The sequence below is a fragment of the Cupriavidus necator A5-1 genome (genome assembly GCF_000744095.1).
Classification (GTDB): domain Bacteria; phylum Pseudomonadota; class Gammaproteobacteria; order Burkholderiales; family Burkholderiaceae; genus Cupriavidus; species Cupriavidus necator_A.
In genome coordinates, this window is record NZ_JQLI01000008.1 from 2,649,943 (window position 1) to 2,672,225 (window position 22,283).

The window sequence follows — 22,283 nt, forward strand, 5'->3', positions numbered from 1 at the left end:
CGACCCATCATACCCGCATTCCCGAAACGATGTCCCTTTCGCGCAGGAACTCATCGCGCAATGGGCAGTTTTCGTGGAGCCGATATGGAGAGGCCCACAAATTGGTCTTGGCAATTGCGCTCCCTAGGTCGACGATGGAGCGGCACACAGGCATTTCAATTCCCAACGCTCGGCCAAGGTCGACAATTGGTACCAAACCGTATGGAATGTCCTCCATCAAATATCGATGCTGTGGGGAGGATGGTCCTTTGATCGTGCTGAAATCGCTACCGTATGCCTTCATGAAACTCTGAAGACGCGTTTCAGGTGACGGGTAGTCCGTATAGCCAAGGGCCCGAGCGAGGGCCTGACGCTCGTGATGAGCCTGTAAATGGAGATCCTGGATCGGCTGGCAGAAACCATCACTATAAAAATGGAAGTGCTCCCCAGAAACGATTTTTTTGATGTTAAAGATAGTGATGATTGGGTGCATCACATAGCTGGAGCGGTCTAAAGACATGTGCAGGGCGTCAGCGTCCAGTTCCAGAGACCCGCTAATAATCGAAGAGAGGATCGCTATTTGTTCCTTATCACGGCCGGAACTGAACGAGATCTCGGTCGTCTTCCGGTAGTTGAGTATTGTTACCTGGCTCCCGTCGACCCGACTTGCGTATGGAAGGGTATGCAATGTACCGATGTTGACCGCGCTCCCCTTGGCACGTTGTGAAACCTGATGAGCGAAAAAACTGAAGCCACCGCCCAAGTTGATATAAGTCAGGTAGCGCAATCGCGAATTGGGGTCCGCGAGTAGTTCATGAAAAATCTGGTCGTGTGCGGTGACCGGCGTCGTATTGTAGATCGCTTCGGAGAATTCGATAATTTCCAATATCGAGCTCACAATTTGATCTTTCGTGAGGCGGAGAATCATTGTTTCACTATTTGGCTGATCTACGAATCGCATATGGCCGCCTCCGTTCATTATCGCAGACAGCTTCGCACTATGGCGTGGGGCCGAATAGATACGTACTTCATGCTTTCCGGACCGAAGCAGCAGGGCCCCCAGTGCGAGGCCGGCATGGCCAGCGCCAATGATTCCAATTTTCATCGCATTTCCTTGTTAGACATTAGTGGTTGTGACAGCGACCACAGTCTGAATTCGCGCTCAATTACGTCTACTTCAGAGAGGTAGCCCATTTCCAGATATCTTTCGATCTTCCTGGCCTCCTGCAGGATTCGCATCCTTAGCGTCGGAGATTTCCACCATTGAGCCCGACTGACACCAAAATAGTTAACTGCGAAGCACGAAACTCGCTCGATCTCCGGCCAATTCTTTTTTATGGTCATGACGTACCGGCGCTTGGCGTATATCTTTCCGATTAGAAGCAGTTCCCGAACACTACGGCTCGTCATTATGTTGCGCGCGTATCGCACGTTTTCGGCGGTGTTGGATGAATCTTCTTCCAGTATTATTCTTGTGCTGCTCAGGCCTGCGGAAATCAGCCGCTCTGCGATCTCACTCGCTTCGCTGGTTGCGCGATTTCTGGTTTTCCCTCCCGCTATGATCAAGGTCTCGTAGTATCCGGAGTGAAAGAGCTCCAATGCGGCGTCAACCAGTTCAGCTTGAGCATGCCGGCTACCGAACATGAGAGCAAACTCACACCCGAACGTTTCTGTGTCTGGAGATATATAATCAATTAACTTGATGCGATTGCTGGATTCACTTAAGGAACCCATGCTGCTCTTGTCGATGGTCATCACACTCTCAATAATTTCTTTGGATTGATGTCAATCTCATCGCCTATTTCTTTATAACGTATAGGCCATTTATTTTGATCCTATGCGCAGGTAACTACCATATGATGGAAGTCTGGAGATTTTTCCTTGGATACTACGCGCCATATCGGTAAAATATAACCCGCCAATTTAGATAGTCTGACCTGAAGAATTCAGTCTGTGAGCTCAGCCTGAATGAAGGGTGGATAATTCCAGTGGCGCCCCATCAAGCGACTGCGGCGGGCGGGCAGAGTCGATTGGCTGCATCTCTGGCGAACAGAGCCATGCCTGTGAGTAGAGTCAAGACGCAAAAAAGGTCCGCGGATGCCCAGGCGGGCAATGGCCCGCAGCAGCCAGCGGAGATTGAAGCCTGCAGCACAGAGGATCGGGTGGACGGCGTCACCGATTTCGCCAGTTCCGGCGCATGCCGTGATCCGCTTTGACATGACCGATGACAGGCTCGACCGCTTGGCGACGTTTGAGCATTCTGCGCTGGCGACGATTCATGGTTTTGATCCTGCCGCGATGAATCATCTTCACTGGCGCCACTTCGGCATCGACCCCGCGGTAACCGAGGTCAACGATGGCAGTGCGGGGTCTGGGCGCTTCGGGCAGGTCCTGCAGCAGGAGGGTGGTCTGCTCCAGTTGGGCGTGCGCGTATGGCCGTCGTATGGATTGCCAGGGAAGCTGCGCGCACCGACGATGAGTCCGTGATTGGCGGTGATCGCCAAGCTCACCTTCACGCCGAACTCGTAGGGCTGACGGGCCTTGCCCTTGGCGATACATTCCACCTCGGGTGCGTGCAGAGCATAGAGCTTGTTCTTGTCCTTGGCGCGTTGCTGCGCAATGCGGCGAGCGCGTTCGAGCCAGGGACGCAGACGCTCTTGCTGAACCTCCGCGAGCGTCGTCATCTTGCGTTCGATATCACGTAGTACGCGGCCGAGCACGGTGCGCTGACGCTTGAGCACGGTTCTCAGCCGTTTGAACTGCTTGGCATGCGCATAACCACCCGCACGAAATCGCAACGACTTGCCTTCCCTGGCAAAGGTCTGCTTGAGCTGAATGCCGGAGCGTTTGGCCAGTTGCACCACCTTGGCCCTCGTTCGCCTTGCGCGCAAGCACCGGCGCCAGGGCTGCCTCAATGCTGCTCCATGGCATCCGGGTCGCCAGCACTGCCAGCGGATCGCGCAGTACGCGTTCGGGTTTTGTCGCAGTAAGCCTTCGGTAGAAGGTACCGGTGTCGAATTCAGCACGTGTGGGTAACGGTCATGAACAACGAAGTTGCAAAGGTATTGAAGCGTCTGCACTACCCGCTGGACATGATGCTGCTGCGTGCGTTGGGACGTCGCCTATCCGCTGAGCCTGCGCCATCTGGAGCAGATGATGGCCGAGCGTGGCATCTCAGTCGATCACTCGACCGTGCACCGCTGGGCGCTCAAGCTGCTGCCGGCACTACACAAGGTATTTCGTCATCGCAAGCGCCCGGCGGGCAAGAGCTGGCGCATGGATGAGACTACATCTTGGTACGCGATCAGTGGAAATATCTGTATCGGGCGGTCGATAAGGCGGGCAATACCATCGACTTCCTGAGAACGGATGTGGACTGGTGGTGGGCACCATGCCCGCGCCCATGGCAACGCTATCGTGTCGGTCCCCGCTAGCGGGTCGTCCCGTCTCCTGGGTCGCTGGGTCGGTCGCGGTGCGGCACACCACATTGACGTGTCTCGCGGACCGGCCGCCGAGGCGCCGCATGCTCGGACGGCGGCTTTGCCCCCGGTCTGTCGACGGCACTTGGGCATTCCGCAGAGGAATTCATCATGAGGCTGACGAGCGCCAGGAGCAGGATCTCGTTCATCGCGCGAGCTCTGCCACCTGATGCGGGTTGAGCCGAATCTGACGACCGTTGGCCGAGATGGCGCCCGTCAGGCACAGTGACCCTTGACACAAGGTGTCCCTTCCCCCGGGGGATTGCAACGCATCGATACGGCAAACAAACAGACGCTTCCCGCCCATCGTGACAGGCGGCCCGCTCTGGACAACGAAGCCCGCACGCTTGAGGAGACGCGCTACGCCGATCGGGGATACCGACACCAGCCCGCGTGCGCCGAGTTCCGCCGCGCAAATCAGTGTCGCGCGCAGCAGTGCGGTGGCAGCACGCGAGGAAAACTGCCCGCTGCGTGCCGACGCTGGCGCCTCGAGGTCCACCACCGCAAAGCGTGACAATTCCCAGATGTCCGCAGACGTCGGCGCAGGCGCGTCGTGGAGCAGTACCGGAAATATCTCTCGAAGCAAGTAGGGCCGCGTGGTCGGCATCAAGCGCGCCGAGCCACGAATCGCGCCAGTGCACTTGTTTAGCGCCACCAGGTATACTGTATCTTCACGATCGAATTGGTCGAGTTCGAGGCCGTCGGGACAAGGGAGTGTCCAGCCCAGGCGCTGCACAAAGACTTCGTGCCGATAACGCGCAAGGCGCGTCATCATGGCTGGCTGCAAGTGGGTCGAGTCCCCTGAGATAATACGCACGCTATTCCCCCAACTCTCTGCTGTGCCCTGATTAGACCCCCTCTTCCGATCTTGGAGCAACCGTCAAAACTGAGGGGTCTGATGGGCACGATCGGTTAGATCGCGAGCCGATGCGCGAAGATCTCAGCGAGATTGGCGCAGCCGCCAAGTTAAGCGTTGGTCGTGGATTTTCTTGCCCAGGTCATCGATGCGGCCAAGTTGGTCGCGCATGGGTTCAAACAGACAGCCGGGTACCAGTTGTTCCAACTCAGCTCTACGCGGCTGGGCGTCCGCCGTGCGCCGACCCACAAGGGCGTGCGCAGCGGTTGAAGTACGAACACGCTGCAGCTTCCGCCGACGGCCGTGCGCGCCCCGGCTGCGCGAGCGGCCATCCAAAAAGCGGGCGAAAATAATTTGACCCTGCCATGGTGGCGGGGTCATTCACGGGGAGGAAAGCGGCCGAGGAGGCCAGAACACCATAGCAGGGACGTGGTCGGACCATTGTCAGCGGTCGTCTTATTCTGGTTTACCTAGGGATATAACTGTGTACGCCTCCCAAGGCGATTTGCCGCCAGCGCCAGGTTGCGGACGCCGGGGTCGATGAGATCCATGTAGCGATCGCGCGATGGGCCGGCTACTTCGCGCCCCCGCACAGTAGCGATAGCAGAACGGCCGCGACATGTGCGCAGATCGAGGTCATAGTTGCCTGTTCAAAGTCGCACCAGGCATCATAGCGCGCCCACAAGTCTGGCTGTTCCGCGCGACGTTCGCGCTCACGGGTCTGCAGGCGTTCGGACAGTTGCGCCAACCACTCATCGCGGGCAGGGCCCTCTTCCTTCGGCGGATCACCCAGTGTCTCTTGAACACTCTCATAATCTTCCTGAAGCATGGCTGCGACGCTAGTCGCTTCCGCCTCGCCCCAATCCGGATACTGCCGATAGTCGCGCGTTGCATATTCGATCACTAACGGCAGCACGTCCCTTGCCATGCCTGCATCGATCAACGATACAGCCAGCCGCTCGAGTTCCACGCTCTTGCGTGAATCCAGGCCAGACCCAATCAATAGCACTGCCTCGCGCTGCAGGGCTTCCCAGTCTGCCAATGCAACGCGTTCGCCGGCGTGCTCTCGCTGATGCAGCCTTTTGATCTGCATACTGAGATTGCTCGCAACACCGTTGGCAAAGTACTGCGTGATCTCCCATGGGGATATGTATAGCAGGTCGTATAGCACCTTGGCTGCGACTCCCCCCAGATCGGCCCCAACCGGCATAGCGTCGACGATCTCAAGCGTCTGCGCCCGCGCAGACTGCTCATCGGTGTTGGATTCAATCCAATACAGCATGCCAAGTAGGTCGCCTAAGGCCACTGGCACGCCTACGATCGCTTCAAATTGCTCCTCGTCGCCAGCCAGACGTGTCGACGGTTGGTATTCCTCTTCCTCGGTACATTCGCGCAGGCGCGCGAGTCCGGCTGCCTTGACAGTCGCATCGCCGCCAAAACTGTTCCATTTCTCTTCTTGACGAACCGTTTGGGACGGCGCATCCCCGGTCTCGACAGATGCACGCTCCAGTGAAGGCGATGTCAGCCCCAGTTCGCCAAACCATTTCTCCACCATGAGTCGCAGCCGCATCGTCGATGGACCGATCAGGCGGTTGTATTCCTTGCCGCCAGAGAAAAACGCCAGCGTCGGGATGGCACGCACGCCAAAATGCTCCCAGCCGTCCGGCGCCTCGTCGATATTCAGCTTGAGCACCTTCAATCGTCCCGCATAATCGGCCGAAAGTGTCTCCAGATATGGCGCCAGTGCCAGACACGGCCCGCACCACGGCGCCCAGAAATCTACCAGAACGGGAATATCGCCCTGCACGTCGTGGTCGAACGTGGCCTGCGTCGTCTCGCTAATCGTCATACTTTCCCTCACTTCAGTTGGGAGCGTGTCAAATCGATGGGGATACCCAGCGCCGCCAGACCTCTCAAGGTCAGCGCCCTCTCCTGTGTCTGCCAGGCATAGAGCATTGGCTCGCTAGATCCCGCCCTTACCCTTGCTGGCCTGTCGACATGCCAGCGCGAGCAAAAGTCTGGTGGTCACCGCTACCCCGCCGAAAAGCCCTGTCACGCGCCATGAAAGCCTCCAGCATGTATGGGATTAGCGCTGCTGCATCCACCGCCCCGCCATAGGTCTGTGCATGTAGCGCTGCGTACCGATCGAGGTCTGCCTTGAGGCTGGCCGGGCAGGCAAAGGTCAGCTTGATGCTTTCGGTCTTGGGTAGCGGGCCCAGCCGCAGTTTAGGTGGCGTGCTCATCGTGAAGTTCCTCGATTGATGAACAGCGGCTGGTACGGCCGCAGCACCAGATCCCGGTTGACAATGATGCGCACCGGCAGGCCGGGCCGCGCCGTCAGGGTCGGCTGGATGCTGAGGTTGCGCCGGGTCATTTCCTGGCCGACCTGGTTCGCGGTGTTCCGGCTTCTCGAACTGACGGGACAATCGATCCAGCCGCTTAGCGATGGCCGCCTCGCGCTGATCGCCGGCGTCCGGCGACAGCCAGGACGCCAGCGCCGCGGCGACGATGGATGACTTCGACACGCCTTTCTTGGTAGCTAGCTCGTCCAGGCGCTTGGCGTGCTCGGGCGCAATGAACAGATTGAGGCGGTATTGACTCATAGCGCGATTCCGTCGTTCGGGTCGATGGCCGCCATCCGGGCCGTGCGCTGCATGGCCGAATCAAGCTCACGGGGAAGTGGCAACGGCAGATCGTCGTCGTCGAGCAGCGCGAGGTCGTTCGCTGGCGTATGTTGATCGAGGCTGTACGCCCCGACCTCGGGTAACTCTGGCTGCCGACGGGGGCCGTGGTCGTCGGTCGTGGCGGCTTGCCTGTTTGCCTCATCGACGACGGCCGGGGCGGCAGGTACGGCGGGGCTCGCCAAACTGCTCCAGTCGTCGGGCCGTGCCGGTGGTGCGTCGGCATATCGCCTCGCCACAAGCATGGGCGGCGGTAGCACGCGCCGCTTAAAATTGGTGTCCGCGTAGTAGCGCAACTTCTTCCCCTTGATCGGCGGGCAGCCTCCCACCATCACCACGGCTTCGTCAGACGGAAGCTGCATCACCTCACCCGGCGTCAGCAGCGACCGGGCCGTCTCCTGCCGCGACACCATCAAGTGGCCGAGCCACGGCGCGAGCCGGTGGCCGGCGTAGTTGCGCTGTGCGCGCAGTTCGGTCGCGGTGCCCAGCGTCTCGGAGATGCGCTTGGCGGTACGCTCGTCGTTGGTGGTGAACGTCACCCGGACGTGGCAATTGTCGAGAATGGAGTGGTTCTGACCGTAGGCCTTGTCGATCTGGTTGAGCGACTGCGCGATCAGGAAACTGCGAATGCCGTAGCCGGCCATGAAAGCCAGCGCCGCCTCGAAGAAATCGAGCCGGCCCGGCGCCGGGAACTCGTCAAGCATGCCGTCGCTCCCATCGAGCGACTCGGTGAGCCGTCGGCCGATCTGGTTGAGGATGAGGCGCACCAGCGGCTTAGTGCGACTGATGTCTGACGGTGGTACTACCAGATACAGCGACACCGGATGCTCTGAGGAAATCAGGTCAGCAATGCGCCAGTCGTATCGTGACGTGACCGCGGCCACTGTGGGGTCTCGATACAGGCCAAGGACGACATGGCCGTGGACAACACGCCCGACCGCTCGTTCTCGCTCTTGTTCGGCACCTCGCGCGCCGCCGAAACAACAACGGGGTGAGGCGCGTCGCCCAGATGCCGCGTCGTCATCATTCGATGCAGCGTCAGTTCGAAGGGGCACGCCGGATCGGAGAGGAAGTTTGCGACCCCGCGTAGCGTCTTCTCCTCGCCGGCATAGAGCACATGTAGGATGGCGCCCACCAGCAGCGCATGACTGGTTTTCTCCCAGTGGTTGCGGCGCTCCAGCGCACCCTCGGGATCGACCAAGATGTCGGCGATGTTCTGCACGTCGCGCACTTCATGCCCGCCACGCCGGACTTCGAGTAGCGGGTTATAAGCGGCCGACTGGGAAACGGTCGGATTGAACAGGAGTCAATGGGAGAAGCGCGCTCGCCAACCTGCAGTGAGATGCCAGTTTTCGCCCCTGATGTCATGGATCACGGCCGACGCGGGCCAGCTCAACAGTGTCGGCACCACCAGGCCCACGCCCTTGCCGGAGCGCGTTGGCGCGAAGGTCAAAACGTGTTCCGGCCCTTCGTGGCGCAGGTACTGGCCGTCATGCAGACCAAGAAACACACCGACGGGTCGCGTTAGCCCGGCTTTGCAGATATCGACAGCCTTCGCCCAGCGTGCCGAGCCGTAGGTCGTGACCCGCTTCGATTGCCGCGAGCGCCACACCGACATGCCGATGGCGCCCACCACGGCAAGCAGTCCGCTGCCGCTCGCGATGGCACCGCCGGTATCGAAGACGCGCTGCGCGTAGGCATCGTAGACGAACCACCACTCGAACAGACGCCATGGGTGGTAGAACGGCATGCCCAAGAGATCAAACCAGGGCGCGCCAAGGCGTACCTGATACCCCAAGGCGGCGGCCGTCCATTGTGTGGCGGTCCACACGCCGGCAATCACGATGCCGAACACGACGGCAATCTGGCCAAGCAGCACGCCTTGACCTTGCATCTTAGCCTCCGCCCTCTCCTGCACAGACACCTCGCAAAAAATAGTCGGCACAACGGCGTGCCTCAGGCATGAGATTCGGCGTTACATCACGGGCCGGTCAAAGACCGTTATCGGAACAAAGGTGAAGGAAATAAAAAGAGTCCGCGCCAGGGCGAACACCACGACAATGCGGCAAGCTGCAGCGCGTTATGGCGTACAGAGCAAAGACGCGGCAAACTCGTGGCGAAGCCCCAACGATCAGAACCTGGGCCGCTCCTTCGACGGAGTGTAAGGTGTATTGCCGTCGCCAAAGAAGCGTCGGTTCGTCGCCTCCGCCACCCGATTGCAGAGTACGTCTCCGAGCCTTATGCGGTCCGTCTTGCATCGCTGGCGCAGCTCCCTGAGCCGCTCGGGATTGGCAGCCAACGATTCGACGGTGTCAGGCGATCCGGAAGGGCCGCATGCCACCAAAAGCAGGGTAACAAAGGTCAGTGCGGTTCTGTTCATGTCTCAACGTCCTGTGAGATGTTAGGTTGAGTGCAATCGGCGGGGCTGCCACAAGCCGGCGACTCGACAGGGGTGACCCGCTCGATGAAGCGAGCCAGCGTCTGTGATGGCTCGGCATCCAGGCGCAGCAGGTAGGTCGTGACCATGGGCACCCGCCCTGCCAACGGGCGCGCTACCACGCCCGATGCCCGGCTGGCGGAGACAAGTGATGCGCTGCCAAGACCCAATGCAAGGCCGGCCGACACCAAGGTCAGCATCAAGTCGAATGACGTAACCCGGTCCGCGACCAGCGGCTCCTGATCCAGCCGGCGCAGCAAGCGATCAACCAGCCGCGCCTGCCCCTCGCACGCTTGCGGATCAAAGAGGACCAACGGATAGCGCAGCAGTTCGTCCAGCGGAATATGCCGATAGGCGAGTAGTGGATGACGTGCCGGGACCGCGACCACCATAGGTTCGCTCCAGAGTGGATGGGCGACGATGCCATCGCCAACTTCGTTGGTCAGGGAGAATCCCACGTCGTACACATCCTCGTGCAGTCCCCTGACCTGCTGCGACAACGGCACTTCGAATAGTCGGAGCGCCACCTCTGGATCCTCCTGTCGACACAGCGCAAGCAAAGCCGGCAAGCGTGGCCGAGCGCAACAGTCTGACAAGGAGATGCGCAACTGGTCGGGAAACCCATTAGCGACTCCTCGCACGCTGTCGCACGCCTGCTCCAACGCGGCGAAGATGCGCGGCACATGCCTCTGAAACATCCGGCCAGCACGGGTTAGCCGTGTACTCCTCGTGGTCCGCTGGAAGAGCTGCACGCCAAGGTCTTCTTCCAGCTCCCTGATGGCGCGTGATAACGGCGACTGCTCCATGTGCAATCGCGCGGCAGCCCTTGTGAAATGGAGCTCTTCGGCGACGACCAAGAAGCACTGCAAATGACGCAACTCCATCCTGGCTCTCACTGGCCTGCTACGCATGCGCGCTCCCACGGGGCGATGCATCCGGATAGAAGCGGTTCACCAGTGGCCGATAGGTCCGACTCTCATGCATGCAACATCTCCTCATGAACGAGCGAAGACCGCAGCCAGATACGCATTCAACCGCGACGGCGCCTTCACAAAGGATGAACCGACGTCGACCAACCGCATCAATCTGCCTCGTCACGCCGCACGGAAGCGCCATGACTTGAGCCTCGCTCGATCCGCCTTACAACACTGCAAACGTGAGGGGTGCGACTGCGTGGAAGCCTTGTCCTTGACAGGACAGGCCCGCTCTCAAGCACCCCTCCGGTGGGTCAAATTTGCCCCCCTTTTTTTCATTGCAGCCCAAAGAAACAGAATCCTGCGATCCACGTGATTCTGTCTTCACTGATCATTCATTGCGAACGCATGTCAACCCACTCAAGACCGAAATTCGACAAAGAAGAGGCACAGATACTGGAAACTTGCCGACAATTCGGCGTTTTTACGAGAAACGATTGCGAAGGAAGGAATGGCACCCTTCGTCATGAATACCGCTTTTTGGTTACTCATGACGTTTCGATCCGTCGATTTTTCATCAAATTAAAAATCTAGATCGATATTGGAATCATTCAGACAGAAGATGGCTAAATATCGACGGAACTTCTGCGGCAATTATTCCGTCAATTCAAAAGGACTTGAAGTCAGGATCGATGAGGTCTCCCGAGAGAGAGAGCGCACCAGTTTGCAAGACTTATGTTTTCTTCCTCCTAATAGACAGCAGAGTATGAAATCCAGCAAGTCATCCAGCGCCATCGCGACCGCCGCTTCATTAGCAATCTGCTTCATGTCACCCCAAGCAGCACTAGCTTTCAGCGTAACGGAAGCTCACGGTCGTTCTACTTACCTTGCGGTCCACGAGTGGGCGGCACAAGTTGGTTACTCGGTCAGCTGGCAGCCGCTAACCCACGCTGGCACGGTGGACTTCCCCGCTCCCCCACTCGACGTGCATGAAGATTTCTGGATGGCGGTCAAGGCGCTGATAAGTGGCGCGGCGTATGGGCGTGCCAACGTCTACTGCTTACCACCGTTGGAGTTCCAGGCCGAAGCAATTATCGACGACCACATGCGCCTGGTTTACGTGGTCGGGCACCCTACGGGGCGACGCTGCTCGGTTCCGTACTCGCCAGCGCGGGCGAACACGGATACCCTCCGAATGGGCAGCAGGGTATGAAATCACACAAGTCATCCGGCGCCATCGTGGCCGCTGCATTATTTTCCGCGTGCCTCATGCCACCCCCAACAGCACTAGCCTTCAGCGTTACGGAAATTCACAGTCGCTCTACTTACATTGCTGTCCACCAATGGGCGGCACAAGTTGGCTACTCGGTCGTCTGGCAGTTGCGAACCTTCGCTGGCACAGTGGACTTCCCTGCTCCGCCACGCGACGTGCATGAAGACTTTCGGATTGCTGTGGAGGCACTGGTAAGTGGCGCGGCATATGGGCATGTCAATGTCTACTGCATTCCACCGTCGGAGTTTTGGGCCGAAGCGCTTATCGACGACCGCATGCATCTAGTCTACGTAGTCGGCCGTCCTTCCGGTAGGCGCTGCGTAGCGCCCTATCCGTAGGTTTCGGGAAGTTACTCGCCAACGCAATGGTTAATTCGAAACCTCACGGGGATAGCCGCAATATCAGATGTATTCTCAAAATCCCATAAATCCATATGTGAAAAGGATGAAGCGTGAAAACTCGCCTCGGACACACGCAGCCGGAGAAGCCACGATGAATATTGGAATCATTGGTGCCGGCCATGCCGGCATCGCACGCTCTGATCTTGATTATATTTATCAGTTCGACCTGAACGGGTATGTCATTATTCCTGCCGCCATCGACATAATTCCTGCCGCCATCGACATAATTCATCTTCAGCGCTTGCAGGCATATTGGTCAAAATATCTCACCTCTCATTTTCTCCATGATGTGAATTTTGACTGGGGCAAGGAGTGGCGCGATCTGATCGACCTAGATTCTGTCTATCGCTTCTTGGATATCGTCTATAGATCAAAATTTAGACTTGACCATATGTTTTGTGCTGACGAACGATTCGTCAGCAGTGGTGGAAAACTGCATCATGGGGCCGATATGTTTGATGAAGGGATCTATTACTGGGTACGAAATCATCGTATTCACAGCGGTCTTATCGCGGTCCAGTATGCCATTTCCGATATCGGCGCGAGCGAAAACCATTTTTGCTGCGTTCCAGGTTCACATCGCGCCAACTTTCCAGTTCCGGACTGCTACCGCAGCATCGCCGAGAATCCGTTGTTGCGGCACATCTTCCTACAGGCGGGAGATGCTTTGGTCTTCTCAGAAGCGCTTGTACACGGGACCTGCAAGGTGGCAAATTCCGGGCAACGGCGATCGGTCTTTGCACGTTTCATGAACAACCATTCCTATTTTAGGAAGCCGACAGCGCATCACGAAATTACGGCGTTGCCAGCCACGCCAAACTATTCAGCCCCCGGCGTCCAGGCATTCTCCGCAGACTACCTCACACCACGGCAGCGACAGCTGGTAGTAGAACCCGCCTACTCAAGGGGGCACGCGCCCATAAGGAGCTAAGCAGATATGGAACCCGTCAGTGTAAAGGCCATCATGCAAGGACCGCGAGGGGTTCTCTTCGTCAAGAATCCAAGGGACGAATTGGAACTGCCGGGCGGCAGGCCGGAGGCCGGCGAGGGATTAGAGTCAGCGCTGGTTCGCGAGGTAAAGGAAGAGTGCGGCCTGGCTATTACCAAGACGGCCTACGTTGGAAGCCAATCCTGCGAGATCATTCCCGGAAAGCGTGTGTTGCTTGTGTTCTTTCGATGCGAGTTCACCAGTCGAGATCTCGTTTTGAGCGAAGAGCATACGGCTTATGAGTGGATAGACGTAGCTGCAAAGAAGCCGGAAATGCTCCCGGATTTTTATTGGAAGTTCTGTCAAAAGCGTTGAGTGGGCATTCCCGCTTAAGATCCAAGCGCTGTGAAGCTGTCGCAAAAATTCATCCGGCATGCCCTTCGCATACGGGCGAATCAGCTTGCCACGAGCTCAGTTCTTCGCTACAAACTACAGCCGCCTCCCCGCTGAGAGAAGGTCCATGATGCAAGCAACGATCCAACAAATATCCCAGGGCATCTACGAGCACATTCCAACGGAGGACGTAGTTGGATACCTTCTCCGCGAGCACTCAATACTTGCGTGGGCAATTGATGGCGCATCCCCCCTCACAGCATCCCCGTTTACGACCTATGAAAGCGTCACTGACGCAGGATGGTTCGTGCGACGCCTCGCCCAGCAGCTACAGGAGCAATTCCGAAACGCTCCCTTTAGTAAGGCGCGATTGCAAACCATCTTACAGATCCTCCAGGATGAGTATCGCCATACCGGTGGCAACGCCCAGCCGCTATGGGTTTGGCCGGTAGCAGCCGCGATGATTGTGGAGATCAACAGAACGGCAGGACAGGTGCACATGTCGATCTTTCGCTATGCCGATTGCTTCGTGGAAATCTTGCTGGGTCCACTGCCTAAGACAGACCACGTCGCAATGTCCAATCAATCGTCACCAACGTATGATCTTTGGAAGCCGTTCTCTGGATTCGAGGGGCGAAAACTTGTCAGTCTTTGGCAACGCCGCTGCCAGCAACAGAAGAACGAGGCCAGTAATGCACTTACGCTGAACCCTGCGAGTGCGATGAAAGCTGTCGAGGAACAGCGAGTCATCCCTACGCCAGCGCATGTTGTTCTGGGTAGCGATGGTCTATCCCGTGTCTGGGACACTTATCGATTGATGACCAGCACGGAGGCGATGCAATTAGTCGTACAACACGGGCTACTGGCATTGTTGCAAGTTCTCAGGGAATTTGAGGCATTCGCCCTTACGGGCGGGCCCGACCTCAAAAGACGGGATGATGCGAGCGGGATTCACATTTACCTTGCGTAGACAACTCGCCTGCTGTTCGATAGCGAGGTAGAGCAACGAGGCAGTCCGCTGCAGCGTCGAGTCACTGCGGCAGTACAAGGGTACGCTGTCGACCGATCTCCTAAGACACCCCGCCGCCGCTTATCGTCGCAGTAAGCCGCTGCCCCAGCCGCTGCTCGAGCACTGGCTTCTATGGCACCAGGCTGAATCGCATGCCGTCATCCAGCATCGCGTAGCACCCGCTAGCAAGCATGGCGCTGCGCCTGTAGATGCCCACCACACGCCAGGGCGCTGCTAGAGCTGGGAATCTTCATTCATAAGGAGCACGCCGTGGTTGCGATCTGCCGTCGACTATGTCAGGTAGCACGAAATGAGTGAGTCATTCGACTTACGCGATCTCGTCCAGGCGATCGGCATCCGCAAGTATGGTGAGGCTACCGTCGGCGTGATGCTGACAGGTAGCTTTGCCAGGGGTAACGCGGCGCCGCAGAGCGACGTGGACCTTATCGTCAGCTCTGCGGACATTCAGTCCGACGGACAGCGAATCTTCCGCCACCGCGGCAGGTTGGTCATCTTGAAGATCCAGTCCCGCGGGACGCTGGCCGCGATCCTTGTCGACCCACGGAGCGTCTGCCGGTATCTCACTGGCCTGACTCATTCCGTCCCCTTGGTCGACCAAGACGGGTTCCTGAGAGACCTGCGGGACAAAGCCCGGAACTTCGAGTGGACAGCCGAGATGATCGTCAGCGCGCATCGTGAGGCTGCCTTAGAATTGATCGGTTGGCTGGAAGAGGTGCACAAGGGCGTCGCCGGGCTCGAATCCGGGGATTCCGGAAGAATGCTCCAGGCCGCCCACGGTTGCTCCTGGGGCATGTTGCGGGTCGCGCAGCCGTACCTTAGGGTCCTGGAGGTCAGCGACAACACCGTCGTCGATGACATCACGGCTGCAGTGGGCTCGGCCTCCAGGTGGTCCACGCTCCTGAGGACGGCCATCGGACTGACGGAGGCCCGTCTTTCCGTCCGAGTCAAGGCAGGGCTCGAGCTATTTTGCGCCACCTCGGAGCTTGCCGGGTCATCATTCCTGCCGGACGAGTTGCAGATGATCGAACCGAGCCTGGCACAGATCCAGGAATTCCTGGCTTCCCATTCACGCTACTAAGCGGACCAACCAACAGAAGCGGATGTTCACCGCTGCTTCCATGGCACCAGGCTGAATCCCATGCCGTCATCCAGCATTGCGTATCGCCCGCTAGCAAGCATGACGTTACGCCTGTAGATGCCGGCCACACGCTGTCCCTGGGCCACCGGCCGATGTTCCAATCCGGTCTCTGCCGCTATGTCCTTTGCGGCCTCCGCTAGCTCGCGGCTGCGCAGTGTTACCAGCAGGTCGCGGGCGAGCACCACGCGCTCGCCGCACCGCTCAGCCAGCCCCTGTTCGGCCAGAAAATCGGCGCGCTGGCGCAACGCGCCCTTGACCTCCGTGCCAAAGCCCAGGTCGCCCAGCCCCTCGCCCCCTCTGATCAACTGCTGATCCAGCCACGTCGCGCCGATCACGCGGACCTGCCTTTCAATGGGCAGGTGCGATTTCAGCTCGACGGCCACACTGCCGCCCAAACGCTGCGCGTCGTACTGGGGCCTCGTTCTGCCAAGTCGCCGGGCACGCGCCAGACGCCTTCGGCCAAGCGCTCGACAATGCCGGCTCGGCGTAAGGCTTCCAACCTACGGACATGCGCCGAGACGACTTCTTTCGGTTCCCGATCTGGCACGGCCTGGCCCTGGGCGACGGCCAAGTGATGATCAGTGCGGTACACGCCATCGACGGCCAGCGCGGCGATGTTGCGGTCGGCTGCGCGCACATCGGCCGAGCCCTTCACCTCCACCACCGCGCCGGTCGGGTACTGCTCCAGCTCCGAGCGCGGCGGCAGCGCGACATAGTGCGCCTTGCCGTCGATTCCATCGATAACCAGATAGCCATTGTTGTACAGCTCGTCCACCACGGGAAAGCGCAGCGCAGAGGGTCGTTTTGCAGCGAAGGCAAAACGACCCTACCGAGGTCACTCGAGCTGCGCCAGGCGGCGATAGCCGCCGTGCATCAGCGATCGGCCGCGGCGTACCAGGCGCCGAACGCGCGAGCGCAGGCCGCCGTCGGCATGCCAGCCCGTTGCCACAGCATCTAAACCGAACAGCCCTTCCCCGATCTCGCGCAGGGACGCGCTTGCCTGAGTCGCATCGAGCGCTTGCAGGGTGTGCAGTTCCAGCAGTGCGGCGGGTGCCGGCCGGGACCGGGCAGCGACAGTCGGGGAAGCTTCGGTAACCTCCGCCAACTTGTCCCACTCGGCCACGACCGTGCCGTAGCGCGCGCTAAGCGCGGCGCCGGGCCGGACGGCATAGACAACGGCCATGCCATCCTCCAGCCCGGGCGCCAGCGCCAGCCGTACGCAGCTGCCGGGCCGGCGAGCCATCAGTATCAGACGTTTGCCGTCATGAATCAGATGCTTTTGGCCGGGAATGCGCCAAAACTGGAAGGCGCTGGCATTGGGCGATGGGTCGGCATCCGGGTAGAGTTGGAGCACCGCGTCATGGTCAGGGTACCAGGCCGGATGCGCGTCGCGCGCATCCAGAGACGGGTCTTCCAACAGGCGAAGGCCCCAGCGATGCGCCGCCTCCGGCCGGCGCCGACGGCACAGCCAGTCGCACCGGTAGTCGGGATGACGGCGCAGATACTCCCAAGCCAACTCTGGCCCGTCCAGGTGCAGAACGTAAAGATACGCTGCGGTTGGAAGCCATGAATCAGCGCTGTGATCTGCCATGACGAACCTTCTGTGAAGCAAGAACGTCGCGATGGACATCAAGCGCGAGGACAAATGCATCACAACATCATTGACCCCGAAGCCTTGCGCAGATCGTCCGGATGCGACCGCCACTCAGCGCGGAAATCACGCGCGGCACCGGTCATCCTGCCGCTGGCCGCGCGGTGAATCATGTCTCTTTGGGTCAAAACCGCCCCGCCGTGCGCAAGAATGTCGATCTAGACCGCAGTCGTCTTGAATCAGACTGAAATAGCCACAATGCACCGAGAATGGCTTGCGTCTGCAAGGTCCGCCGTATTGATGACCATGGATTGGGGCTACGAGTCAAGATCAGTCGTGGAGGGAACCAGCGAGGTGCGCAGTGCGCGTCCGCTTTCTTCATCTTGAGCCATGCCTTCGTCGGTGGGGGCGCGCTGACAATTGTGGATCGTGACCCTTCCGCCTACAGGCGGATGTCGGAAGACGTTGGCGTCGCGAATAGCTTGGGTTCCTTGCCGAGCGGAAACCCGATCACATACAGGACGTTAGCTGGCATCGGCCTGTCCGGGTCCGCCCCCCCTTCAGCAGCACTTCGAAGCGCTAATCCGCTTCGCGGCCCATCTCGAAGTCAGCTGCGACATGTCCATCGTGCTGGTCTGCGCCAGCTCGGCCAACTGCTTACCCGTGGTCAGCGGAATCGCCGCGAAGGTGACGTGCTCGTGGTCGAACTGTTCCTGCCCAGCCTTGAGTTCGTCTTCAGGTGGAATTGCGAATGGCTTGCTGAGCGCGTCGATATCCAGGAAATCGAACGCGCTGGCGAGCGCCCGGCAGGTGTCGGGGCCGGCGGGCCAGCCTTGCTCGACGCGCTGAACGGTTCGCACGTTGAGCCCGGCGATCACAGCCAACTGCTCTTGAGTCCATTGCCGGGCATCGCGGAACACCTTGATGCAGACAGCCAGCTCGGCGGAGGTCAGCAGGCGTACTGGTGGCGTGTTTTCCGTCGCGTTCATTTCGTTGCTCCTTCGTTATCGACCGACATGGCCAGCCTGCTTGCCACGCCATCGTGCATGGCATGCGCCGTACTTAGCTACGGGCCAGAGCGCAAGCGAGAATCCGACAGCTGCCAGTACTGCCACGTAGTGAGCAGGCGACATGGTGTTGTAGTCGCAAGCGCTCAGTGTGCGTGCCAGAACCGGCAAGACGCCGCCCGGTGCGTCCAGGTGATTCTCATTCAGCTCTCGGAGTGTGGTCACGTTCAGGTCTCCTTGCAATGGCATTGATACGCCGTCGGTCAGTGCCCGGCTTCGTGTGGGTCTTGCGGTCCCGCCACTGCGGGCGAGCCGGTTCCCTCAGTCGACTTTCGAGCCATTGACCAGTGCCAGGCTGGTGTACTCACGACCGCGTGGGCCGAAAGTGCCGGTTCACGGGCTGTCATCCATTGCCAATGCACGCCCGTCTGCGCGCCGGTTACGCGTATTTTGCCAAGCGCCAGCCAGCACGCCGGCAAGCAGCGTCGCTGTCGCGAGAATTTCCATGCGATGGGCGGGATGCCAGACCATGGCCGCGAGGACACCGAGAATCACCACGACAACCGACCACGTCAACCACGGGTAGCACCACATACGCAGCGGCAGCTCTGCCGCGCGTCGTTCTAGTACTGCGCGCATGCGCAACTGCGATATCGCGATCACGAGGTACACCAGCAGCGCCACGGCGCCTGAGGTAGCCAGCAGGAACGCGAAGACGCGTTCTGGCATCAGGTAGTTCGCCAGCACGCACACGAAGCCGAATGCGGTGGAAACCAGTACCGCAGCGCGCGGTGTGCCACACACGGCAGTCCGGCTTAGGCCGCTCGGGGCATCGCCCCGCGTCGACAGCGAGAACAGCATGCGGGAGGCAGTGTAGAGCGCCGAGTTCAGGCAGCTCATTACCGCTATCAGAACAATGACGTCGACAATAGCCTTGGCGTGCGGCACGCCGAGGATCTCCAGCGCGCGCTGGTACGCCCCATGGGTGACGAGCAGCGGGTCATTCCACGGCACCAGTGCAACAACAATGAAGATCGAGCCCAGGTAGAACAGCGAAATGCGCCACACCACCGATCGCGTCGCGCGCACGATTTGCCGGGCCGGGTGTTCCGCTTCGGCCGCCGCAATGGTGACGATCTCCGCCCCCATGAATGCGAACATCGTTGTCAGGACGACAGCGATGACAGCATTTGCGCCATTCGGCATGAACCCGCCATAGTCAACCAGCCGCGCCACGCCCGATACCTGAGCCCCCGGAAGCAAACCCAGCACCGCCAGACCGCCTACGGCAATGAACGCCACGATGGCGACCACCTTGATGAGCGCGAACCAAAATTCAAACTCGCCGTAGTTCCTGACCGAGAACAGATTGGTGCCGGTCAGCGCGAGCGTGATCGCCAGCGCAAACATCCACTGGGGTACGGCAGGCAACCAGCCGTTCAGAATTGCCGCCGCCGCTGTCGCTTCAATCGGGATCACCAGGACCCAGAACCACCAGTACAGCCAGCCAATCGTGAAACCGGCCCAATGTCCGATGGCGCCGTCCGCGTAGGTCGAAAACGATCCGGTATCCGGCTGTGCCACAGCCATCTCGCCCAGCATGCGCATGACCAGCACCACCAGCAGCCCGGCAACGGCATAGGCCAGCAGCGCGGCCGGGCCGGCTTCGGCGATAGCTCGCCCGGAGCCTACAAACAGTCCGGCGCCGATGACGCCTGCAATCGAAACCATCGTGACGTGACGCGGCTTGAGTCCATGGCTCAGCCCTTTCCCTGACGGGTTCATGTCTCTCTCCTCTGTGAAGCGCGACCTACACGAGCCGCTCTTGGTCCCCAATGAATGGAAATTCACCGCGCTCGCGTTCCAGCATGCAGCGGTGGCTTGACCTCAAATACGGTATGCCGCATCGCATTGACGCGAACAATGGGGTACAGATTGCCGCCTCGATCAATCGACGATCGACCCACTGGACTGTGCCAGCCGGGCGTACTCCTAACGACCGCGTTGGCCGGAAGTACAGGTCGCGAAGAATCGGCCTTTTGAGCGGCCCAACGATGGATGCCAGGTCGGACAGCTTCACATGGCCGAGTTCGGGCGTGCCGATACCCACGTCGCACAGGCCGTAGGCGGTGTCACCATCGGCCGGGTCGAGCGCGGCCAGTAGCCAGGTGGCATGCGCATCTGGGGTAAACAGCCGTACCACGCAGTGGGCCCAGACCTTTCCGTTTGCATACGCGTGGCCGTTTGCGAGCAATTGCGCGCGTTGCTCTGCGGTGATGAGGGTTGGATTCATGAGTGCAGCCTCCGGGAAAGTTCGCTCCACGCGGAGCAAGGCAATACTGGGCGCACGCCCCTATCGCGGGTCGTCACATCCCAACACGGTCCGGTGCGGGCAGCGTTTACAGCAAGCAGCGTGCACAAGCGTTGAGCACCTTTCCGGGACGGCGTGAAGCTACGTCGCTCTAAGACCCGGTAGCCATCGCCCCCGTACAGCGTCAATAGGGTACATGTACCCTAGTACAAACCGCATCATATCTGAATGATGCGGGAGTGCCAAATCTCAGCAGTCAACGCCAGAATCCAACCCTTGTCGCCCTCGGCGATGCGATTCGACGCATCCGGAAAGAACGAGGCATGTCACAGGAACAATTGGCCCTGTCCGCGGAAATCGACGTGAGTTATCTGGGACGGGTGGAACGCGGCGACAACAACGTCGCAATTCTTAGGCTTGAGCGCATCTCCGAAGCACTTGGCGTGACGATGGCTAGACTGATGGCCGAAGCGCGGTTATGAGAGCCCCTTCATTGGGCGGCCATATCTTCGACTGCGCGACCAGCCCAGTCCGCTGCATACCCCTCTTCCTTGGTCAGCCGGACGTAGATCGTCGCCGGCAATGAAGGCCGTGGAGGGTCACGATATTGTGGGGTCTCTGGAGTTGGCTGACGGCCTTCCATGCTACGCCGAAATTCGTCGATCTCGACCGCCGTCGTCTTGAATCAGACTGATATAGGCAGAATGCGGCGCAGCGGCATTTGACTAGCGGCTCCTCCCATGCTCGTGGCCATTGTAAGGACCCTGAAATCCGAGGACGCATGACACGCGTGTCCGCCAAAGCGCGAAAACGCGATGCCGGATCTGCGCATTCGTACACAAGCACGGATCCAAAGACTGTCGGATTCGTGCAACCACAGAAGCATGGAAGCGGAATTGCGGTAGCCAGGCAAGGCACGGATGTGGTCCCCCTGATCTGTGGGAGTCTGCAAATGCGGATTCCCACGGAAGCCGTAAGCAACTCAATCAACCGAAAGGCCGAGCAGCGTCTGGCGCAGGTGCGCCAGACGCTGGAGGCGATCTTGAAAGAGCGCGACGCGCCGTAGGCGTGCGCGCGATGCTGCGGCTAGCAAGTGCGCCCCGCCGCAATGGCGGGGCGTTCGGGGCGACCGTCAGGCCGCCGGCTTGCTGCGCGACCAGATCAGGTTGTGCGTGCCATCGTCTTCCTCGATCAGCCGGGCGTAGATCGTCGCCGGAAACGAAGGATCATCGAGGGTCACGGACAGGTAGGGCCGCTCGGACTGGCTGATTTTCCTCCACGCCGCGCCAATGTCGTAGCCGCCGGCCGCCTGGACGCGGAAGTCGGGGGCGTTCTCGCTCGCCTTGTCGTTGGGGATGAACCTGACCTTGACGTTGAGCGTCAGGGTGCGAACCGTGCCGGTGAAGCCGTCGCTCTGAGCGGTGAAGTTGCCAATGTTGGCCATGATGCATTCTCCTTTCGGGTTAACCAAGGTCGCGCCCATCGCGTCCTTGTTGTGATCCGATGAGTGGGGGCCGGGCTGGTTGCACCGCTTGCGGCCGAGACGCAGTGGAGGACCTGGAGGCGCGAACAATTTGCTGCGCGAGGAAGCCGCGCAGCGGCGGGGAAATTGTTTGCGCCGGAGGGTTGCGGTGCCATGAAGACCGAGGCGCAGCCGCGCCCCTGCCAGGATGCACAACAGCTAAAGGACGCATGGGCCGATCTCGCCGAAAGGAGGCGTGGCCGACTCGGCATCCCCGCATGACCGCTGCACCGGATTGCGCCCCACCGCGGGTTAGGATCACCCCATCAACGACAAGCGCGAATGCCCCTACCGCAGCTTGCGGCGACGTCTTTGAGGCATGGCGAGAAAGGTCCATAGGAGC

General features: G+C 59.7%; 17 protein-coding genes and 8 pseudogenes. 7 read left to right on the forward strand and 18 right to left on the reverse strand.

From position 1 onward, the window contains the following. Positions 1-7: 7 nt before the first annotated feature. The 3 genes and pseudogenes from K307_RS36225 to K307_RS36235 form a co-directional block, all read right to left on the reverse strand. Positions 8-1,084, reverse strand: coding sequence for an NAD/NADP octopine/nopaline dehydrogenase family protein (locus K307_RS36225; RefSeq protein ID WP_042885904.1), 1,077 nt, complete (start codon positions 1,082-1,084; stop codon positions 8-10). Next, entirely contained in the window at positions 1,081-1,734 is a 654-nt protein-coding gene (locus K307_RS36230; protein ID WP_051975329.1) for a YdcF family protein, read from the reverse strand. The genes K307_RS36225 and K307_RS36230 overlap by 4 nt, the downstream gene beginning before the upstream one ends. Before the next feature lie 191 nt (positions 1,735-1,925). After that, positions 1,926-2,852, reverse strand: a pseudogene (locus K307_RS36235) (transposase); the annotation flags it as partial. Positions 2,853-3,020: 168 nt separating this feature from the next. Here K307_RS36235 and K307_RS46935 point away from each other — a divergent pair. Continuing rightward, positions 3,021-3,341, forward strand: a pseudogene (locus K307_RS46935) (IS6 family transposase); the annotation flags it as partial. Between the two features lie 262 nt (positions 3,342-3,603). Here K307_RS46935 and K307_RS36240 read toward each other — a convergent pair. The 8 genes and pseudogenes from K307_RS36240 to K307_RS36260 form a co-directional block, all read right to left on the reverse strand. Continuing rightward, the gene (locus tag K307_RS36240; protein WP_063771728.1) at positions 3,604-4,233 is read right to left on the reverse strand and encodes an acyl-homoserine-lactone synthase; all 630 of its coding nucleotides are present in this window, start codon (positions 4,231-4,233) and stop codon (positions 3,604-3,606) included. A gap of 655 nt (positions 4,234-4,888) precedes the next feature. Next, positions 4,889-6,163, reverse strand: coding sequence for a thioredoxin family protein (locus K307_RS44910; RefSeq protein WP_063771729.1), 1,275 nt, complete (start codon positions 6,161-6,163; stop codon positions 4,889-4,891). A 127-nt stretch (positions 6,164-6,290) separates the two neighbouring features. After that, positions 6,291-6,557, reverse strand: a complete 267-nt coding sequence (locus K307_RS36250; RefSeq protein ID WP_051975331.1) for a DUF2274 domain-containing protein — start codon at positions 6,555-6,557, stop codon at positions 6,291-6,293. After that, positions 6,554-6,718, reverse strand: a pseudogene (locus tag K307_RS46940) (TrbI/VirB10 family protein); the annotation flags it as partial. The gene K307_RS36250 and the pseudogene K307_RS46940, both read right to left, overlap by 4 nt. After that, a pseudogene (locus K307_RS46945) lies at positions 6,714-6,917 on the reverse strand (CopG family transcriptional regulator); the annotation flags it as partial. The pseudogenes K307_RS46945 and K307_RS46940, both read right to left, overlap by 5 nt. Further along, positions 6,914-8,889, reverse strand: a pseudogene (locus tag K307_RS36255) (conjugal transfer protein TraG). The pseudogenes K307_RS46945 and K307_RS36255, both read right to left, overlap by 4 nt. A 237-nt stretch (positions 8,890-9,126) precedes the next feature. Next, a complete protein-coding gene (locus K307_RS50075; RefSeq protein WP_080745355.1) occupies positions 9,127-9,375 on the reverse strand; it encodes an entry exclusion lipoprotein TrbK in 249 nt (82 codons plus the stop codon). Further along, positions 9,372-10,316, reverse strand: a complete 945-nt coding sequence (locus K307_RS36260) for a LysR family transcriptional regulator (RefSeq protein WP_042885906.1) — start codon at positions 10,314-10,316, stop codon at positions 9,372-9,374. Before K307_RS36260 ends, K307_RS50075 begins: the two co-directional genes overlap by 4 nt. A 652-nt stretch (positions 10,317-10,968) precedes the next feature. Here K307_RS36260 and K307_RS48675 point away from each other — a divergent pair. The 4 genes from K307_RS48675 to K307_RS36280 all read left to right on the forward strand — a co-directional run bounded on the left by K307_RS48675 (position 10,969) and on the right by K307_RS36280 (position 14,311). After that, positions 10,969-11,559, forward strand: a complete 591-nt coding sequence (locus K307_RS48675; protein ID WP_196251638.1) for a hypothetical protein — start codon at positions 10,969-10,971, stop codon at positions 11,557-11,559. Between the two features lie 552 nt (positions 11,560-12,111). Then, positions 12,112-12,951 carry a phytanoyl-CoA dioxygenase family protein gene (locus tag K307_RS46965; RefSeq protein ID WP_080745356.1) on the forward strand — a complete coding sequence of 280 codons (840 nt, stop codon included), beginning with the start codon at positions 12,112-12,114 and terminating at the stop codon, positions 12,949-12,951. A 6-nt stretch (positions 12,952-12,957) separates the two neighbouring features. Continuing rightward, on the forward strand, positions 12,958-13,323 hold the full coding sequence (locus K307_RS36275; protein ID WP_042885910.1) for an NUDIX hydrolase: 366 nt from the start codon (positions 12,958-12,960) through the stop codon (positions 13,321-13,323). 145 nt (positions 13,324-13,468) lie between these two features. After that, entirely contained in the window at positions 13,469-14,311 is an 843-nt protein-coding gene (locus K307_RS36280) for a hypothetical protein (RefSeq protein WP_051975332.1), read from the forward strand. A 100-nt stretch (positions 14,312-14,411) separates the two neighbouring features. Here the strand turns inward: K307_RS36280 and K307_RS48240 are convergent. Next, a pseudogene (locus tag K307_RS48240) lies at positions 14,412-14,576 on the reverse strand (DUF3363 domain-containing protein); the annotation flags it as partial. An 84-nt stretch (positions 14,577-14,660) separates the two neighbouring features. Between K307_RS48240 and K307_RS36285 the strand changes: the two are divergent. After that, the gene (locus K307_RS36285) at positions 14,661-15,449 is read left to right on the forward strand and encodes a nucleotidyltransferase domain-containing protein (protein ID WP_042885911.1); all 789 of its coding nucleotides are present in this window, start codon (positions 14,661-14,663) and stop codon (positions 15,447-15,449) included. Positions 15,450-15,484: 35 nt separating this feature from the next. On the opposite strand, the pseudogene K307_RS36290 reads toward K307_RS36285, so the two are convergent. The 5 genes and pseudogenes from K307_RS36290 to K307_RS36310 form a co-directional block, all read right to left on the reverse strand. Then, positions 15,485-16,287: pseudogene (locus K307_RS36290) on the reverse strand (DUF3363 domain-containing protein); the annotation flags it as partial. A 57-nt stretch (positions 16,288-16,344) separates the two neighbouring features. Then, entirely contained in the window at positions 16,345-17,100 is a 756-nt protein-coding gene (locus tag K307_RS36295; RefSeq protein ID WP_042885912.1) for a DUF7011 domain-containing protein, read from the reverse strand. Positions 17,101-17,660: 560 nt separating this feature from the next. Further along, entirely contained in the window at positions 17,661-18,089 is a 429-nt protein-coding gene (locus K307_RS36300; RefSeq protein WP_230626292.1) for a helix-turn-helix domain-containing protein, read from the reverse strand. 411 nt (positions 18,090-18,500) lie between these two features. Continuing rightward, positions 18,501-19,892, reverse strand: a complete 1,392-nt coding sequence (gene gabP / locus K307_RS36305) for a GABA permease (protein WP_042885913.1) — start codon at positions 19,890-19,892, stop codon at positions 18,501-18,503. Positions 19,893-20,054: 162 nt separating this feature from the next. After that, positions 20,055-20,400 (reverse strand): annotated as a pseudogene (locus tag K307_RS36310) (DUF2958 domain-containing protein). 257 nt (positions 20,401-20,657) lie between these two features. On the opposite strand from K307_RS36310, the gene K307_RS36315 reads away from it, so the two are divergent. Further along, positions 20,658-20,900 carry a helix-turn-helix domain-containing protein gene (locus K307_RS36315; protein WP_042885914.1) on the forward strand — a complete coding sequence of 81 codons (243 nt, stop codon included), beginning with the start codon at positions 20,658-20,660 and terminating at the stop codon, positions 20,898-20,900. 650 nt (positions 20,901-21,550) lie between these two features. On the opposite strand, the gene K307_RS36320 is transcribed toward K307_RS36315, so the two are convergent. Continuing rightward, a complete protein-coding gene (locus K307_RS36320) occupies positions 21,551-21,862 on the reverse strand; it encodes a DUF736 domain-containing protein (protein ID WP_042885915.1) in 312 nt (103 codons plus the stop codon). Positions 21,863-22,283 lie beyond the last annotated feature (421 nt).